At 63.2% G+C, this 17,856-nt stretch carries 6 protein-coding genes and 1 pseudogene; all 7 read left to right on the forward strand.

Annotated features, from left to right (window positions below):
* The coding region (locus tag ASE07_RS22620) for a non-ribosomal peptide synthetase (protein ID WP_156396907.1) at window positions 1-6,857 on the forward strand (6,857 nt) is incomplete at its 5' end.
* Between the two features lie 81 nt (window positions 6,858-6,938).
* Window positions 6,939-8,129 (forward strand): efflux RND transporter periplasmic adaptor subunit, encoded by a 1,191-nt coding sequence (locus tag ASE07_RS22625; protein ID WP_057293097.1) that lies wholly within the window; start codon window positions 6,939-6,941, stop codon window positions 8,127-8,129.
* Window positions 8,126-10,111, forward strand: a complete 1,986-nt coding sequence (locus ASE07_RS22630; RefSeq protein ID WP_057293093.1) for a MacB family efflux pump subunit — start codon at window positions 8,126-8,128, stop codon at window positions 10,109-10,111. The genes ASE07_RS22625 and ASE07_RS22630 overlap by 4 nt, the downstream gene beginning before the upstream one ends.
* 2 nt (window positions 10,112-10,113) lie before the next feature.
* Window positions 10,114-11,502 carry an efflux transporter outer membrane subunit gene (locus ASE07_RS22635; RefSeq protein ID WP_057293094.1) on the forward strand — a complete coding sequence of 463 codons (1,389 nt, stop codon included), beginning with the start codon at window positions 10,114-10,116 and terminating at the stop codon, window positions 11,500-11,502.
* A 239-nt stretch (window positions 11,503-11,741) separates the two neighbouring features.
* Window positions 11,742-15,791 (forward strand): non-ribosomal peptide synthetase, encoded by a 4,050-nt coding sequence (locus ASE07_RS22640; RefSeq protein WP_057293095.1) that lies wholly within the window; start codon window positions 11,742-11,744, stop codon window positions 15,789-15,791.
* On the forward strand, window positions 15,788-16,984 hold the full coding sequence (locus ASE07_RS22645) for a condensation domain-containing protein (RefSeq protein ID WP_057293096.1): 1,197 nt from the start codon (window positions 15,788-15,790) through the stop codon (window positions 16,982-16,984). Before ASE07_RS22640 ends, ASE07_RS22645 begins: the two co-directional genes overlap by 4 nt.
* Before the next feature lie 10 nt (window positions 16,985-16,994).
* A pseudogene (locus ASE07_RS22650) lies at window positions 16,995-17,856 on the forward strand (AMP-binding protein); the annotation flags it as partial.

Genomic DNA, 17,856 nt, shown 5'->3' on the forward strand with positions numbered 1-17,856 from the left:
ACTATGCGGCCTGGCAGCGACGCTGGATCGATGGCGAGGTGCTGCAGGCGCAGAGCGCGTACTGGCAGCAGACGCTGGCCGGGGCACCGGCGCTGCTGCAGTTGCCGACCGACCGTGCGCGTCCGGCACAGCAGGATTTCACCTGCGCCTACATCGAAGTCGTGCTCGATACCGGGCTGACCAGCAAGCTGAAGGCATTGAGCGAGCGCCACGGCACCACGCTGTTCATGACCCTGCTCGCGGCCTGGGCCGTGGTGCTGTCGCGCCTGTCCGGACAGCACGACCTGGTGATCGGCACGCCGGTGGCCAACCGCACCCGGGCCGAAGTCGAGCCGCTGATCGGCTTCTTCGTCAACACGCTGGCGTTGCGCCTCGATCTGTCGCAGGACCTGACTGCGGCCGAACTGCTGCAGCAAGTGAAGCAACAGGCACTGGCAGCACAGCAGCACCAGGACCTGCCGTTCGAACAGGTGGTGGAACTCGTCAACCCGCCGCGCAGCCTGGCGCACAACCCGCTGTTCCAGGCCACGTTCTCCTGGCATAACAACGACACCGGCAATTTGTCGCTGTCTGGCCTGGAGCTGCAACCGGTCGACACTGCCTACCAGACCAGCAAGTATGACCTGACGCTGAACCTGGGCGAACTGGACGGGCGCATCGTCGGCGGCATCGAGTACGCCGCCGCACTGTTCGATCCGGCGACGATGGCGCGCCACGTCGCCTATCTGCAACGCATGCTGGAGGAAATGACGTCTGGTGAGATACAAGCGGTATCGCAATTGCCGATGCTTGGCGAGGCCGAACGTAGCCTGCTGCTGGAACAGTGGAATACGACCCAGGTTGCTTATCCACAAGACCGGTGTGCACACGAACTGGTCGAAGCGCAGGCGCTCGCGCATCCGCATGCGCTGGCCGTCGAGTGCGGCCCGCAAGCCCTGAGCTATGGGGCGCTGAACGAATCGGCGAACCGGGTCGCGCATCGCCTGCTGGCCCTCGGCGCCGGCCCGGACACGCGGGTTGCGCTTTGCCTGGAACGCGGCATCGACCTGGTTATCGCGATGCTGGCGGTGCTCAAGGCGGGCGCAGCCTATGTCCCCGTGGATCCGACGTCACCACCGGAGCGGCTGGCTTTCATGCTGGCCGATTGCGCACCGGTGGCGATTCTCAGCGATGCATCGACGGACGCGGCGACCCGCGCGCTGGCTGGAACCGCTGCACCGGTCATCGCCATCGATCACCGCCACGCCGAATGGCTGGATTATCCGGCGCAGGATCCCGGCCGCAGAGCCGGGCTCCTGCCGCAGCATCTTGCCTACGTGATCTATACCTCCGGCTCGACCGGCAAGCCGAAAGGAGTGATGGTCGAGCATCGCAACCTGGTCAACCTCGTGTGCTGGCACTGCGACACCTTTGCGGTGAGCGCAGGGCAGCGCAGTTCCAGCGTCGCCGGGCTCGCCTTCGACGCGGTAGCGTGGGAAATCTGGCCGGCGCTGTGCAGCGGGGCAACGCTGGTGCTGCCGGCGGGGGCGCGCAACGACCTCGGCGCGCTCCTGGACTGGTGGGAAACGATCGGGCTGGACGTGAGCTTTTTGCCGACGCCGGTGGCGGAACTGGCCTTCGAACGCTGCCCGGACAAGGCCGGCTTGCGCACGCTGCTGGTGGGCGGAGACCGCCTGCGCCGGCAGCCGCCAGGCCAGAGCTATCAGGTCGTCAACAACTATGGTCCGACCGAGGCGACGGTGGTTGCCACGTCCGGGCTGGTCGACGCGTCGGCGGAGGTGTTGCATATCGGACGCCCGATTGCCAACACCCGGATCTACCTGCTGGACCGGTTCGGCCAGCCGGTGCCGCTTGGCGCGCCGGGAGAAATCCATATTGGCGGTGCGGGGGTGGCGCGTGGTTAYCTGAACCWGCCGGAACTGACGGCCGAGCGTTTCGTGGCCGAYCCGTTCAGCCGCGAAGGTGGGCGGATGTACCGCACCGGCGATTTGGCCCGTTACCGGCCCGATGGGACGCTCGACTTCCTCGGGCGCAATGATTYCCAGGTGAAGATACGCGGCTTGCGCATCGAGCTGGGGGAAATCGAGGCGTCGCTGGCGCGCCATCCGGGGCTGCGCGAAGTGCTGGTGGTGCCGGACGCGGGTTACCGGCCCGATGGGACGCTCGACTTCCTCGGGCGCAATGATTTCCAGGTGAAGATACGCGGCTTGCGCATCGAGCTGGGGGAAATCGAGGCGTCGCTGGCGCGCCATCCGGGGCTGCGCGAAGTGCTGGTGGTGCCGGACGCGGGGGTTGCCGATGCGCTGCTGGCCTACTACATCGCGGCGGAAGGGGTGCAGGAGATGGCGGCGCAGGCATTGCGCGCGCACCTGCTTGCCTTCCTGCCTGACTACATGGTGCCGGCCGCCTACATCCGGCTCGACGCGTTCCCGCTGACGGCCAACGGAAAGATCGATCGGGCCGCGCTGCCGCGCCCGGATGCCGGTGCGTTCTCGATGCGTGCCTATCACGCGCCGGTTGGCGACGTGGAGCATGCCATCGCCGGAATCTGGGCAGACCTGCTCAAGCTGGACAAGGTCGGACGCGACGACCATTTCTTCGAACTGGGCGGGCATTCCCTGCTCGTGATGAAGATGGTGTCCCGCATCCGGACCGAACTCGGTCTTGAAGTGTCGATGGCCGAGCTATTTGCACGGCCGACCCTTTTCGCGTTCGCAGCTGCGGTCAAGGAAGCCGCCGCGAGCGACCTGCCGCCCATCACGCCGGTGCCGCGTGACGCACCGCTGGAACTGTCCTATGCCCAGCAACGCCTCTGGTTCCTAGCGCAGATAGGCGACGTCAGCCAGGCTTACCACATGCCCACCGGCGTCCGTCTGCACGGCAGGCTGGATCGCGAAGCGCTGCGCCGGGCGCTCGATCGTGTCGTTGCACGACACGAGGCTCTGCGCACTACATTTGCGCAAGAGGACGGTGTGCCGGTCCAGCGCATTGCCCCGCCGGATGTCGGGTTTCAGCTGATGGAGTTCGACCTGCGCGCCAGCAAGGATCACGAGGCCGAACTGTCCGCTCTGGCCGAAAAGGAAGCAGCTGCGTCCTTTGACCTGGAGAGCGGACCGCCGATACGCGGACGAATGATCCGGATTGGCGAGGAAGAGCACGCCTTACTGATCACCATGCACCACATCGTTTCGGATGGCTGGTCCATGGGTATCCTGATTCGCGAGATCTCGACCCTGTATCGAGCGTACTGCATGGGACAGGATGATCCGTACCCTGCGCTGCCGGTCCAGTACGCGGATTACGCGGCCTGGCAACGGCGCTGGATTTCGGGCGAAGTGCTGCAGTCGCAGGCGGAATTCTGGAAGCGTACTCTGGCCGACGCACCTGTGCTGTCGAGCCCGCCAGCGGACCGCCCGCGTCCCCGCGAGCAGTCCTATGACGGCGCGGCCATAGCATTGGAAATCGACGCCCGCTTGACGCGGCGTCTGAAGGAAATCGGGCAACGCAACGGCGTCACTCTGTACATGACGATGCTGGCGGCATGGGCGCTCGTGATCGCACGGCTGTCAGGCCAAGACGATGTGGTGATCGGCACCGGGGGCGCGAACCGCATGCGCACCGAGGTCGAGCCGCTGATCGGTTTCTTCGTCAACACGCTCGCCCTGCGAATCGGCGTGCCGGAAAAAATCGGCGTGGCGACCCTGCTGCAAAATGTGAAATCGATTGCCCTCGACGCACAGAAACACCAGGACCTCCCGTTCGAGCATGTGGTTGAAATCGCCAATCCACCACGCAGCACTTCGCACACACCCTTGTTCCAAGTGATGTTTGCTTGGCAGAACGGCGGTGGCGAAGAACAGATTGCGATGCACGGTCTGTCGCTGGAAGCGTTGCAAACCTCGTATGAAGTCGCCAAGTTCGATATGACAATCAACCTGGCGGAAGATGGCGAGCGCGTGGTTGGCGGCATCGAATACGCGACCGCGCTGTTCGAGCGCGCGACGATGGAGCGTTATGCCGGCTACTTCCTGAACGCACTCAACGCGATCGCGGATAACGATGCTGCAAGGGTCGACAGCATCCCGCTCATCGACGACAGGGAGCGCCAGTGGCTTCTTGAGGGCGTAAACCGTATAACACCGGAGCAAATGTCCGACACCTTCGTTCATGAACTGTTTGAACAGCACGCAGAGCGCGCTCCGCATGCCTGCGCGATGGTGCATGACGACACTGAGGTTAGTTATGCGGAGTTGAATGAACGGGCGAACCGGCTCGCCCGTTTCCTGCGTGAGCAGGGCGTTGGCCCCGACACACTGGTCGGCCTCTGCCTGGAGCGCGGCATCGACATGATTGTCTCGTTGGTCGCCGTGCTCAAGGCGGGTGGAGCGTATGTGCCCCTTGACGCGAGGTACCCGGCCAAGCGCCTGACTTATACACTGGCGGACTGCAAGCCGCTGCTGGTGCTGACGCATGCCGACGTCGGCGAATCTGCCCGTGCAGTGCTCGATTCAGCCGGCGTAGCCGTGATAGCTGTTGACAGCGATGCGCATCGCTGGCGCGACCACGCGCCGCACAATCTCGGACGTGCGAAAACCGGTCTGTGCGCGTCCCACCTCGCCTATGTCATCTATACCTCGGGCTCTACCGGGGAACCTAAGGGCGTGATGATTGAGCATCGCAATCTCTCACGCTTGTTCAGCGCGACAGACTCCTGGTTCAGCTTCGGACCGCGCGACGTGTGGACGCTGTTCCATTCATTCGCTTTCGATTTTTCCGTCTGGGAGATCTGGGGCGCGCTTGCCCACGGCGGACGGCTTGTCATCGTTCCGCACCTGATCTCACGTTCGCCGCAGCAGTTCTATGAACTGGTGTGCAGCGAAGGTGTGACTGTGCTTAATCAGACACCGAGCGCCTTCCGGCAGCTGATCGAGGCTCAGCAGCGTAGTGCCGGCGAGCATGCATTGCGCCATGTCGTTTTTGGCGGCGAGGCACTGGAAACCGCGAGCCTGGCTCCATGGTACGCGGATCGGAGGAACAGCGGGGCACGCCTGATGAACATGTACGGCATTACCGAAACGACCGTGCATGTCACTTGCAGGCCGCTGGACATCGAGGATACCGAGCGTGAAGGCTTCAGTCCGATCGGCCACCGGATACCGGATCTGAGGCTTTATCTTCTTGATCGTCATGGCCAGCCGGTGCCCACCGGCGCAGCAGGCGAGATCCATGTCGGGGGCGCTGGCGTCGCGCGCGGTTACCTGAATCGTTCCGGTTTGAACGCCGAACGCTTCATCGACGATCCTTTCGCGGGGATACCCGGGGCGCGCATGTATCGTTCGGGAGACCTTGCACGTTACCTTACCAATGGCGACATCGAATTCCTCGGTCGTAACGACACCCAGGTAAAGGTGCGCGGCTTCCGCATCGAGTTGCGCGAGATCGAGGCGCGGCTTGCCGCGCATCCGGGGTTGCAAGACGGTCGAGTCGTGGTGAGGGAGTATGGTGAAGGCGATCGGCGCCTGGTCGGCTACGCAGTGCCGTCCGAAAAGCGGGCCGCGCCGGTCATGAATGCACTGCGCATGGCGCAGGCCGGTGTCTCGGCCGGCGCCGCACAACTATGCCTGCCGAACGGCATGTCGGTGTTTCATCACAACCAGTCGGAAACCGAGTTCCTGTACAAGGAGATTTTTTCGGACCGCTCCTACCTCAAGCACGGCATCCGGATTGCTGACGGCGACTGCATTTTCGATGTCGGCGCCAACATCGGGATGTTTACGCTGTTCGCTGCATCGCAGGCATCGAACACAAGGATCTTCGCCTTCGAACCGATTCCGCCGGTATGTCGGTCGCTGCGGCTCAATGCAGAAATGTACGGCCTGAACGCCAAGCTGTTTGAGTGCGGGCTGTCGGACCGGACTGAACAGACGCGCTTTACCTTCTATCCGCACAATACGGTCATGTCGAGCAGCCTTACCGGTGACGAAGGGGCCCATCTCACGGTAAAGTCCTATTTGTTGAATCGGCAAGAAGGTGATGGTCCCGGCGTGGCACGCGACAGCGCGCTGGTGGATGAGCTTGTTGCGGCCAGCCTGGAAAGCGAGGAGTACACCTGCAGCATCCGGCGTCTATCCGACGTGATCGCGGAGGAGGGCGTGGAGCGGATCGACCTGCTCAAGATTGATGTCGAAAATGCAGAATATGAGGTACTGTGTGGCATTGACGACGGCGACTGGGCCAGGATAGGCCAGGTTGTCATGGAGGTGCATGATGTCGGAGGACGCCTGGCACGCATTCTTGAAATGCTCGAAGCGCATGGATTCGCGGTGCAGCATGAACAGGACGACTGGCTGAAGAATACGCCCCTGTACAACGTATATGCGGTTCGAAGTGATCGCGGTTCGGTGGCTAGCGGCTCCGGAACGGAAACGGGCTCGCAGGTCTGGTCCGACGCCGGTATCCTGATTCGGGACGCACAGGAATACCTGCGCGAGAGTCTGCCCGAATACATGCTGCCTGCCGACCTGGTTCTGCTGTCGGCGGTGCCGCTGACCGCGAATGGCAAGCTGGACGTCAAGGCCTTGCCCGCGCCGGGTAGCGGCATGCGCGGCGAGAGCTACGAAGCACCGGTCGGAGAAATGGAGACGGCACTCGCGGAAATTTGGATGGACTTGCTCAAACTGGAACGCGTCGGCCGCCATGACAATTTCTTCAAGCTGGGCGGGCACTCGATGCTTGCAGTGGCGCTAACGGAGCGCATGCGGCAAAGAGGGCTGAATGTCGATGTGCGCGCATTGTTTACCAAGCCGACCTTGGCCGAACTTGCTGCCGCGGCGGATGATGTGGAGATCCTGATATGACGCTGCGTCGATGTGCATACGCATGCCGGGTGGCGGCAGTCCGGCGAAAGTTCCCTTTTTTATGAACGGATCCCCGGTGCCATGAAGTTCGTCGAAGTGAAGTCCATATCCCGGTATGCCGCTCGCGGCTTGCTGGTGCTTGTGTTAATCGGCGCGGGATACGCGTTCCTCTACCACCAGGGTTCTGCTGCGGACGAACCGAAATTCATCTCCGCCACGGCAATGGTGCGCGACCTGGAAGAAACCGTGATTGCCAGCGGGACTTTGCAGGCACTAAAGCAGGTCAGCGTGGGTGCACAGGTATCCGGTCAGCTGAAATCGCTCAAGGTCGCACTTGGCGACGAGGTCAAGGCCGGTCAGCTGGTGGCCGAGATCGATTCCACTACCCAGCACCACGCGCTGCGGGACGCACAGGCTTCGCTCGCCTACGTGCGCGCCCAGCGGCAGGCAAAGGCCGCGCAGTTGCGACAGGCGGAGCTGGCGTTCAAACGGCAGCAAAATATGTATGCGCAGGAGGCAAGTTCTCGCTCCGACCTCGAAGTCGCCGAAGCCACCCTGGAAACAACCCGTGCGGAGATAGCGGCGCTAGACGCCCAGAATGCGCAATCCGCAGTGGCGGTCGACAAGGCGCAGGCCGACCTCAATTACACGCGCATCACCGCGCCGATGGACGGTAAAGTCGTCGCTGTCCTTGCGCAGGAAGGCCAGACGGTGAACTCCGCCCAGGCGGCGCCAACTATCGTCAAGCTCGCCGCACTGGATACGATAACGATCAAGGCCCAGGTTTCGGAGGCGGACGTGACCAGGGTCAAGGTTGGGCAAGCCGTGTATTTCACCATACTCGGCGCGCCCGACCAGCGCCACCATGCAGTGTTGCGTGCGGTCGAACCAGCACCGGAGTCGCTTGCACAGGAAGCCGTGCCGGGCGCTGGCCCGAACGTGGCAAACGGTACCGCCGTCTATTACAACGCGTTGTTCGACGCACCGAACAAGGACGGCAAGTTCCGCATCGGGATGACAGCGGAAGTGCACATCATTCTGGCGAAGGCGCAAGGCGCGGTCACGATCCCGTCAGCCGCTTTGGTCGATGCGGACAAGGCAGGAGCGTACCAGGTACGTGTCATCAACGATGCACAAAAGGTCGCGCTTCGGCCGGTCCGTCTGGGTATCGACAACGGCATCAACGCCCAGGTACTCGAAGGCCTGTCTGCCGGGGAACGCGTGGTCGTGGGCGAGATGGGCCCAGCCCAAGGGCCGGGAAAGGCGAAATGAACCCGGCGCCGTTGCTCGAGCTCGCCGGTCTCTGGCGGGATTTCCGGACCGGCGACGAAACGGTTTCCGCATTGAAGCGCATAGACCTGAGCATCCGCGCAGGCGAGATGGTTGCCATCGTCGGTCCGTCCGGTTCCGGAAAATCCACGCTCCTGAACATCCTTGGATGCCTGGACCGGCCAAGCAGGGGCAGCTATAAGGTGGCCGGCAAGGAAGCCGGGTCCATGGAACCGGATGCACTGGCGCGCCTGCGGCGAGAACATTTTGGCTTCGTTTTCCAGCGCTATCAGTTACTTGAGGGACTCGACGCGGCACAGAACGTCGAGATGCCGTCTATTTACACTGAACTCGGAAGCGAAGCCCGGCACGATCGCGCAAATCAACTGCTGGCGCGACTGGACCTGGCGGATCGTGCTCACCACCGCCCTTCGCAGCTCTCGGGCGGCCAGCAACAGCGTGTAAGCATTGCCCGGGCGCTGATGAACGGCGGCGACGTGATCCTCGCCGACGAGCCGACCGGCGCTCTCGACAGCCGCACCGGGCAGGAAGTGATGGAAGTACTGCGCGAGCTACATCGCGACGGGCACACGATCATCATCATCACGCACGACATGAAGGTGGCATCCCAGGCGGAACGCATCGTTGAACTGAGCGACGGCATCATCGTGTCGGACCGGACACAGACGCAGGTGCCAAAAACCGCACGGCTACCGACACGTTCCGACAGGCCGCGCGCAGTCGGCAGCGCTGCTTCTGCTGTACTCAACCGCTTTGGCGAAGCCGCAAGAATCGCATTGCGCTCGATGGCGTCGCACCGCTTGCGCAGCTTTCTCACGATGCTCGGAATCATTATCGGTATTGCGTCCGTCGTGCTCGTGGTGGCACTCGGAGCAGGTGCGCGTCAGCACATCCTCGATGACCTGGCGACGCTGGGCGCCAACGCGATTGACGTATTCCCCGGACGGGCGCAAGGCGATGAGCGCAGCCTGGGACTGAAGACCCTGGTTCCCGCCGATGCTGCAGCACTTGAAGGTCAGCTTTATGTCAGCAGCGTAACGCCGAGAGTAACGGCAAATGGGGCGGCGCGCTACAGAAACGTTTCCGCACGCGTTTCAATCAACGGCGTCGGCGCCTCTGAGTTCGCCCTACGCTCGATGACCTTCACGCAAGGCAGGCCCTTCAGCGCAAAGAGCATCGAGCGTCTCTCGCAGGACGTTGTCATCGACATCAGCACGCGCGACCGCTTCTTCGGAAAGGATGCCGATCCGGTCGGCAAGGTGCTTTTCATCGGTAACATTCCCGCACTGGTCGTCGGTGTAGCCGAGGCGCGGCAAAGCCCGTTCGTCGACAACCAGCATCTGAATGTGTGGATGCCGTATTCGACAGTGATGAAACGTGTGCTCGGCCAGTCCCATCTCGAGGTGATCACCGTTCAGGTGCGCGAAGACATGTCGGTTGAAGCGGCGGAACGCAACATCGACGAGCTCCTGAGCACACTTCACAGAAGCAAGGATTTCTATCTGATCAATGCTAACAGCATGCGCGCCACAATCGAAAAAACGACGCGAACCATGACCTTCCTCATATCCTCGATCGCCCTGATCTCACTTGTGGTGGGTGGCATCGGCGTCATGAACATCATGCTGGTCTCAGTCACCGAACGAACCGGCGAGATCGGGATACGTATGGCGGTCGGGGCGCGACAGTCTGACATCATGCAGCAATTCCTGATTGAAGCCGTGCTGGTTTGCCTGATCGGCGGCCTGCTCGGCATCGCCTTTGCGTTCGCGTTCGGGCTCGTGTTCACCGAGGTCAGCCAGCGCACGTCACTGTTCGCCGACGGGGGCATCACCTTGATCTACTCGAATGCGTCGATAGTGGTCGCGATACTCGTTTCGACCATTATCGGCATCGCCTTCGGCTTCCTGCCCGCGCGCAAGGCGGCGAAGCTTGATCCGGCACTGGCACTGGCAAGGGAATGAGAATGGCGACAAGAGCTAGGACACGCACGCTTTGCGCCTTTGCCATGCTGGTGCTGACTGGCTGCGCCGGGATGCAGCGCACACCCCAGGCCACGCCGGAGGCAAGCATCCCCGGCATCTGGCAGTACGCGCCGGCGGGTGAGCGTGCCACAAGCCGTACCGACTGGTGGCGCGATTTTGGCGACAGCCAACTGGACACGCTGGTGGCAATGGCGCTTGAACGCAATGGTCGGCTGGCTGAGGCCGTCATCGCCGTACGCCGTGCCCAACTACAGGCCGGCCTGTTACAGGATCGCAGGACCCTGACCTTCGGCACGACGGTGGATACGGAGCTGCGGCGCGGACTGGCCTCGACCAATAACACGGTGACACGCAGCTTCAGCATCGAAGGAGCGGTGAGTTACGATCCCGACCTGTGGGACAAGCTGGCGTCAGAGCATGACGCGGCGGCGCTGGAGGCGCTGGCGACCGCCGAAGACAGGGACAGTGTTGCCTTGTCGGTCATCAGCACCACGATGCAACTGTACTGGCGCGTCGCCTATCTGAACGAGCGTATCGCGCTGACCGGGCAGAACGTGGTGGCGCTGGAAAGAATCCTCGATCTAACCCGCATCCGCCAGGAAAGCGGGGCACTTTCCCGCCTCGAAGTCCATCAGGCCAACCAGGCGCTGTTCGCCCAGCGTGCGGTCTTATCGCAATTGCAGCAACAGCGGGTGGAGAGCCGGAACGCTCTGGTCATTCTGTTCGATATGCCGCCGCAATCGCCGCAAGTCGAAGCGCCTCGGTTGCCGAGCGGTGCCTTGCCTGCCGTAGACCTCGATTTGCCGGCCCATGTGGTCGGACGTCGGCCTGACATCCGCGCGGCCGAATTGCGGCTGCGAGAAGCACTCGCGCTATCGGATGCGGCCAAGGCCGCCTTTTATCCCAGCCTGAAGCTGACCGGTGGACTGGGCAGCGCGAGCAAGGAACTCGCCCAGCTCCTGAAGAGCCCAGCCGCAGTGCTGGGCGTGGGACTGACGCTGCCGTTCCTGCAGTGGACTGAAAGACGGTTGAGCAGGGAAATCGCAAGAAGCGATCATGAAAAGGCGATCGTCACGTTCCGCAACACCTTGTATCGCGCGTTCAGCGAGGTCGAGAACGGGCTTTCGGCGCGTACCCGGCTCGAAGAGCAGAGGGAACTGCTTGAAAAGTCGCTCGCGGCGGCGGTGGAAGCTACCCGTATCACCGAGGTTCGTTACCGGGCCGGAGCAATCCAGCTCAATCTCCTGCTCGACGCGCAGCAGACACTGCGCGAGGCAGAAGCGGCAGTGCTGGAGAACCGGTTGAACCGGCTGACCAATCTCGTCGATCTCTATCTCGCCCTGGGGGGCAATGCGCGCGTCGCAGGGTAAGTGCCGGCTGACCGACTCCGGCCGCACCGTGCCAGGCGGCATACCCAGCCCTTTTACCTTTCCCGGAACCCGACTCGCGGTTTTCCGGATTTTCAGCCGACGCGCCCCGGCTTGCGCCGGTCGGCTCCATAAAGTTCAGTAATTTCAGTGCCTTACGCATTCTCATTGCATGGCACGCAACATGCATATACGTCGCCTCGGTCCCGATGAAACCATCGAACGCACGAAGGAGGCACGGAGTGACGGTAGACGAGCTTTTGAAGCAACTTGGCCAGGACAATGTGACGCTTTCGGTCAAGGGTGCAGAACTTGCCGTTCACGGAAAGCGCCAGGCTCTCGCTCCGTCCTTGGTAGCCTTGCTGCGCCATCACAAGGACGCCCTGATCGAAATGATTAGGAGCGGCCAGTACGAGGCACCGAAGAATTCCGACACCCGGGTACCGGATAACGGAATCCCGCCGGATTGCACGCGGATCACCCCGGAAATGCTTCCGCTTGCCACATTGAGCGAAGAACAGTTGCAAAGCCTCGTCGATGCCGTTCCCGGCGGCGCCCCGAATGTCCAGGATATCTACCCGCTGGCGCCATTGCAGGAAGGCATCCTCTTTCATCACCTCGCTGCCGAGGAGGGTGATCCCTACTTATTGCACGCCTTGTTCGGCTTCGACAGCCGCGAGCAGCTTGATCACTTCGTCGCGGCCATGCAGGCGGTCGTCGACCGGCATGACATCCTGCGTACCGCGATCATCTGGAAGGGCATGCCGGAACCGCTGCAGGTTGTGCTACGGCGCGTCGTCCTGCAGGTGGAAGAAGTTGCCGTCGACAACCCGGGCGGCGACGTGGTCGAGCAATTGAGTGCACGCTTCAATGCACGCCGCTATCGTCTCGATGTAAGTAATCCACCCTTGCTGCGTCTTTGCATTGCACACGATCCGTCCAATGGACGCTGGGTGGCGATGTCGCTGTTTCACCATCTGGTCATGGATCACACGACGATGGAGATCATGCGCGAAGAGGTGGACGCATGCATGCGCGGCATGGGACACCTGCTGCCGGCGCCGGTGTCGTTCCGTAATCTGGTCGTACAGGCGCGCCGAGGTATCAGCCGCGAGTTGCACGAGGCCTTTTTCCGCCGCCTGCTGGGTGACATTCATGAACCGACTGCTCCCTTCGGCGTGCTCGATAATCAGGGATCGGGAGCGGAAATAACCGATAGCTGGCGTAGCATAGAGGACAGCCTGGCTCTACGCTTGCGCGCCCACGCACGGACGCTCGGCGTCAGCCTGGCCGCATTTTGCCATGTGGCCTGGGCCCAGGTTCTTGCCAGGGTATGCGGGCGTCCGGAAGTGGTGTTTGGCACCGTTCTGGCGGGACGCATGCAAAGCGGGCACGGTTCAGACCGCGCGCTCGGCATGTTCATCAACACGCTACCGATTCGCTTGAGTATTGGCGATTCCGACGTACGCCGCGCGCTTCATGACACACATGCGCTGCTTGCCGACCTGATCCGTCATGAGCATGCATCGTTGTTGCTGGCCCAGCGTTGCAGTGGGGTCGAGGCACCGGCACCGTTGTTCACGTCCTTCCTGAACTACCGCTTCAGCGCAGCCCCGGAACAAGAGCAACAAGCGCCGGTGACCGTTGTCGAGCCTTCCGATCCGGGTCAGGGTATTGCGTTTCTCGGCTCCCAGGAGCGTTCGAATTATCCGCTCTGCCTGAACATTGATGACCTTGGCGCCGGCTTGGCGCTCAATATCCAGGCCCAGTCCCCGATCGATGCCGAACGCGTCTGCAGCTACATGCACACGGCGCTGGCCGGGTTGGCGGCAGCGCTGGAGACGGGCGACGTGGTGCGGGTAGGTGATATCGACATCCTGCCGCAATCGGAACGACGCCTGATGCTGAAGGAGTGGAATGCGACCAAGGCGGCGTATCCATCGATGCGCTGCGTGCATGAATTGTTTGAAGAGCAGGCCGCGACCGCGCCGGATGCAATTGCGCTCGAACATGGCGGCGAAGAGATTGCCTACGGCGAACTCAACGCGCGCGCCAACCGGTTGGCCCGCCACCTGCGCAAGCGGGGGGTAGAGCCGGATGCACGGGTCGCACTGTGCATGGAGCGCGGCATCGACATGGTGGTCGGCCTGCTGGCCGTACTCAAGGCCGGTGGCGCCTACGTACCGCTGGATGCAAGTTACCCTGCTGAACGCCTGGAATTCATGCTGCGCGATAGCGCTCCGGTGGCGCTGCTGACCCACGAACGAATTTCCGCCAGAGTGCACGCCACGCTGCGCCTAGCCTTGGCCGGCTCGGACGCGGCTGTGATCGACCTTGAGCAGGATGCACAGCGCTGGGCGCGCCAGCCGTCCACCAACCCGGAACGCGCCAGTCTGGACATGGACCACCTGGCCTACCTGATCTATACCTCCGGCTCCACCGGCCAACCGAAAGGCGTGATGGTGCGCCATGCCGGCTTCACCAACTACCTGCACTGGGCACAGCAGACCTACAGGCCGGACCAGGGATCGGTGGTCTCGTCCTCGCTGTCGTTTGATGCCACCATCACCAGCCTGTTTACTCCGCTGATCCACGGCAGTCGGGTCAGGCTGCTGAACGAGGGACGCGAGCTCGAAGAACTGGAACAGCAGGTGCAGGACGCTCGCGGTTGCGGGCTGGTCAAGATCACCCCGGCGCATCTGGACGTGCTGGGGCAGCGTCTGCTGGCCCAGGGCACACCGAGCGCGGTCGGGGTATTCGTGATCGGGGGCGAAGCCTTGCCTCCATCTACGGTAGAACAATGGCGGCGCATCCAGCCCAGAGTGCGGCTGGTCAACGAATACGGCCCGACTGAAACCGTGGTCGGCTGCGTGGTGTACGACATCGCACCCGAGGATACCCTTGAGGGAGCAGTGCCGATCGGAAGACCGATTGCCAACACCCGGATCTACCTGCTTGATGAACGCCTGCGCCCTGTCCCCTTGGGCGTGGCGGGCGAACTGTACATCGGCGGCGCCGGTGTCGCACGCGGCTACCTGAACCGGCCTGAGCTCAACGACGAGCGTTTCCTGGCCGACCCGTTCGCTGGCGAGGCCGGCGCGCGCATGTACCGCACCGGGGACCTTGCCCGTTACCGGGACGACGGCATGCTGGAATATCTGGGGCGCAACGACTTCCAGGTCAAAATCCGCGGCTTCCGCATCGAACTCGGCGAGATCGAGGCCCGACTGGCCACCCATACAGGCGTACGCGAGGTGGCAGTGCTGGCGCGTGAAGACAGTCCCGGCGACAAGCGACTGGTGGCTTACTACACCTGCACGGAGGCGGGACCGGATGCGGAGACCCTGCGCGCGCACGTTGCAGAGGCCTTGCCGGACTACATGGTGCCGGCGCTCTATGTGCGCCTGGATGCCTTGCCGCTGACGGCGAACGGCAAGCTGGATCGCCAGGCGCTGCACGCCGAAGGCGGGCGGCAAGGTGCGGATGAGCGCGCCGCCTATACCGCGCCGCAGGGCGAGCTTGAGACGACGCTGGCGCATATTTGGGAAGAGGTGCTCGGCCTTGAAAAAGTGGGGCGCAATGACAACTTCTTTCGGCTCGGCGGCCATTCGTTGCTGGCGGTAAAGGTCGCATCGCGCATGTACGAACTTGGCATTCAGGCCGACGTGCGCGCGCTGTTTAATTCCCCTACGCTGGCAGACCTGGCGGATGCCATGCAAAAGGCGGGCAGCGTGAAGCCGGCAAGCGACGATTTCGGCGCCCCCGTTGCGGTTCCGCCGCAAGGGATCGAGGCACAATCGGATGTGATTCGCCCGGACATGCTGCCGCTGGTGTCGCTTACCCAGGCCGAGATCGACCGCATCGTCGCCAGCGTGCCCGGCGGCGCGGCGAACGTGCAGGACATCTATCCACTGGCGCCGCTGCAGGAAGGCATCCTGTTCCATCACCTCGCCAGCACAAAGGGCGACGTTTATCTGTCGTCCGCCTTGTTCAGTTTCGACAACCGCAGCCTGCTCGACCATTTCATGCAATCGCTGCAGGCGGTGATCGACCGGCATGACATCCTGCGCACCGCGGTGCAGTGGGAGGGCCTGGCCGAGCCGCTGCAGGTGGTCTGGCGCAGCGCACCGCTGGCGGTGGAAGAAGTGGTGCTCGATGCTGCTGCCGGCGATATCGGCGAGCAGCTGCGCTCGATCGAACTGCGCGAAACCTCCGAGGAAGCCTGTCGTCGCTGTTCAGTTTCGACAACCGCAGCCTGCTCGACCATTTCRTGCAATCGCTGCAGGCGGTGATCGACCGGCATGACATCCTGCGCACCGCGGTGCAGTGGGAAGGCCTGGCCGAGCCGCTGCAGGTGGTCTGGCGCAGCGCACCGCTGGCGGTGGAAGAAGTGGTGCTCGATGCTGCTGCCGGCGATATCGGCGAGCAGCTGCGCGAGCGGGTCGAGGCGCGCGCGTACCGGCTCGACGTGCGGATGGCGCCGATGATCCGGGCGCTGGCGGCGCATGACGAGCAGAATGGGCGCTGGGTGTTGCTGTGCCTGTACCACCACCTGGTGGTGGACCACACCACGATGGACATCGTGCAGCGGGAAGTGGGCGCGCAGATGGCAGGCCAGCCGCTGCCGCCGACCTACCCGTTCCGCAACTTTGTGGCGCAGGCGCGGCTGGGGGTCAGCAGGGAAGAACACCAGGCATTCTTTACCGGCATGCTGGGCGACGTCGACGAAGCCACCGCGCCGTTCGGGCTGATCGATGTGCATGGTGACGGGGTGGGGATTGAAGAAGCCACGCAGATGCTGGAAGCGGGGCTGGCACGGCGCCTGCGTGAGCGGGCGCGTGCATTGAACGTGAGCACGGCGAGCCTGTGCCACCTGGCATGGGCACGGGTGCTGGCGAAGATCGCGGGCCGCAGCGACGTGGTGTTCGGCACGGTGATGTTTGGGCGGATGCAGGGTGGCGAAGGGGCCGACCGAGCGCTGGGCATGTTCATCAACACGCTGCCGCTGCGCATCCGCATCGATGGCACGGGCGTGGGCGACAGCGTGCGGGAGGTGCATGCGCTGATGGCGCAGCTGCTGCGGCATGAACATGCGTCGCTGACGCTGGCGCAGCGCTGCAGCGCGGTGGCCGCGCCGATGCCGCTGTTCGGCACGCTGCTCAACTACCGGCACCTGTCGGCGCCGGACGACGGCGCGGTATCGGGCGAGGTCGCGCACGAAGCGCCGGGCATGCAAGTGCTGGGCGCGCAGGAGCGCACCAACTATCCGCTGACGCTGTCGGTGGACGACCTGGGAGACGGGTTTGGGTTGACCGCGCAGGTGCAGTCGCCGATCGACGCCGGGCAGGTCTGCCGCTACATGCAGATGGCACTGGCTTCGCTGGTGCAGGCGCTGGAGCAGGCGCCGTCGACGCCGCTGCACCAGCTGGAAGTACTGCCGCCGGAAGAGCGCACGCAGTTGCTGGTTGACTGGAATGAACAATGAAGAGGGCGAGCTGGCGCTGGACGGCCTGACGCCGGCGGCCGTGGGTGGGACGTATCTGACGTCGAAGTTCGACCTGACGCTGAACCTGGGTGAAGTGGGCGACGTGATTGCCGGTGGATTGGAATACGCGACGGCGCTGTTTGAGCGCGCCAGCATCGAACGCATGCTGGGTTAYCTGCAGCGTGCACTGGCGGCGATGGTGGACAACGACAGCCTGCAGGTTGCGCGGCTGCCACTGCTGGACGAGCAGGAACGCAYGCAGTTGCTGGTTGACTGGAAYGGAATGCCGGTCGACTATCCGCAGGACCGGTGCATCCATCAGCTGTTCGAAGCRCAGGCAGCAGCCACGCCGGACGCAGTGGCATTGCAACATGAAGAACAACAACTGAGCTACGACGAACTCAACCGCCGTGCCAACCGCTTGGCGCGTCACCTGCGCAAGCTGGGTGTGGTGCCCGATGCRCGGGTAGCGATCTGCATGGAACGCAGCATCGAGATGGTGGTTGCGATCCTGGCAGTGATGAAGGCCGGCGGCGCCTATGTGCCGTTGGATCCGGACTAYCCGGCCGARCGRCTTGTGTTCATGCTGACCGACAGTGCCCCGGTTGCCRTGCTCACGCATCGGCAAACCGGCRCYCAGRTGCGYGCCGCAGGCGTTCAGCCGCAAGCCGTGATCGACGTGCGACGTGCAAGCCGATGTCCAACACTGGAGCCGGGAACCGGAAGACGATCTGACGCCGGTGGAAACAGCAACGCCTGCCCGCCACCTGGCGTACGTGATCTACACGTCCGGTTCGACCGGCCAGCCCAAGGGCGTGATGAACGAGCACCGGTCTGTGGTCAACCGGCTGCTGTGGATGCAGGATGCTTAC

The sequence above is a fragment of the Noviherbaspirillum sp. Root189 genome (genome assembly GCF_001428545.1).
In the GTDB taxonomy this organism is placed as follows: Bacteria; Pseudomonadota; Gammaproteobacteria; order Burkholderiales; family Burkholderiaceae_D; genus Noviherbaspirillum.

Excerpts from the sequence above, each read along its gene's own strand:
- ASE07_RS22625 (WP_057293097.1), top strand. The coding sequence starts at position 6,939 with ATGAAGTTCGTCGAAGTGAAGTCCATATCCCGGTATGCCGCTCGCGGC.
- ASE07_RS22630 (WP_057293093.1), top strand. The coding sequence starts at position 8,126 with ATGAACCCGGCGCCGTTGCTCGAGCTCGCCGGTCTCTGGCGGGATTTC.
- ASE07_RS22635 (WP_057293094.1), top strand. The coding sequence starts at position 10,114 with ATGGCGACAAGAGCTAGGACACGCACGCTTTGCGCCTTTGCCATGCTG.